Origin of the sequence: Prevotella sp. MGM2, assembly GCF_002933955.1 — a bacterium.
In the GTDB taxonomy this organism is placed as follows: Bacteria; Bacteroidota; Bacteroidia; order Bacteroidales; family Bacteroidaceae; genus Alloprevotella.
Map to the genome: position 1 here is coordinate 1 of NZ_BEWW01000049.1, position 1,415 is coordinate 1,415.

1 protein-coding gene is annotated in these 1,415 nt (G+C 55.3%); it reads right to left on the minus strand.

Annotated features, from left to right (window positions below; translation table 11 throughout):
• A partial coding sequence (locus C5S62_RS01310; protein ID WP_223301092.1) for a hypothetical protein occupies positions 1–1,322 on the minus strand: 1,322 nt, incomplete at its 3' end.
• Positions 1,323–1,415: the final 93 nt, after the last annotated feature.

The following is a 1,415-nucleotide window of genomic DNA, read 5'->3' on the forward strand; positions in this document are numbered from 1 at the left end:
TGGTTGGCGTAGTCTTGGGCTTCCGCCATCGTTATGGCCTGCCAGTATTTGGGATTGTTCTCCCATGCCTTCACCATGTCGTTGGCCCTTCCGGTCATGCCGGGCGGCAGGTTGGTATTTCCGAATACGGCCTTGAATGCCGTCTGCACCCCGAAGTTGCACACCGCCATTTGCGTGCCGTAGAGTTTCTTCATGCTGTCCACCGTTTTTGAGGCGGCTGAGGTGATGGCTGTCGGGGATGACTTGGCCGGATTCCCCGCAGCAGACCCGTTGCCGGTTCCCGTTCCTGTGCCTCCTCCAGTGCCATATCCTCCCCCGCTTCCACCTCCGGAGCTGTCCCCTCCGTTGTTTCCGCTGTCCGTATTCCCGTCATTTCCGTTGTCCCCGCCTGCGCCGCCGCACTCACAGGGGTGTTTCTTGCAGAAACTGCAGCACAGGCAGTTGCCCGCCACTTTTATTTCCCCGCACACGGCGCATTTGTCGCACTTGCAGGCGGGCGGCTTCAGCCCGCATATCCTGCATGCGGGGGTGATGGTGATGCAGTCGCAATCGTCCCACGGTTTTTTGCAGAAGGTACATTTCATGTTTTCCTCCTCTTCCTTTCCCGAAACATCGGGCGATACCGTCCTTGCGTCCAACGGCGTGTTTTTGATGTCGAGGAACAGATGCAACTCCTCTTCCGCTTCCTCCTCCTCATTCCGCTCCCCGCGTTCGTGGGGCGGAATAGGGTTTCTGTGGAAATGGAACTGCTCCTCCCCGTTGACGATGTGCCTTCCGGCGAGCATTCTTCCGTCCGTTGCCGATGTGATGAAATATCCCGTGAATCCTGTTCCGCTGAAATCCGTCGTGACGCCGTTGAGGCGCTGCATGTCGAAGTCCCTCGGGTGCAGATAGGTTCCGATGACGGCAATCGGTCGTCCCGTGAGGGTGTCCCTCCTGACAATGAGCCTGGAGGATACCCTGCTGATGTTCTTTCTGGTCCTTCCTTCCCTGGTGAGTTGTGTGTAGGCCGTCCTCCCTTTGTGCCTGAGCGGTATGAGGGCGATTTCCTGTCCTCCCTGGTCCGCCATCTCGTATTTGTCCCAGCATATTTCCGGAGCGTCATCGTTTCCTTTCCCGCTCCTTGTCTTTCGGGGACTGCCGTTTTGGCGGATGTCGAGCAGTTTCACCTGCCCGGTGAGCCTTTTTGCCTCCCTGATGAGTTCTGGCAGATTACCGCCGGTAGTGTCTCCTTCCATTTCGGCGATGTCCGAGCATGCTGCCAGGAATGCGGGTATGAGAAAGACAATTGCCCGCCACGTGTGTTTAAAATACTTTTTCATGTGAAAGAATTATAAGGTTATTTTTTTATCGTCTTTTCCTCATAGGAGAAAAGATTGGACGTTATTTGCAAATGTAATAAAATAGCGGCAATA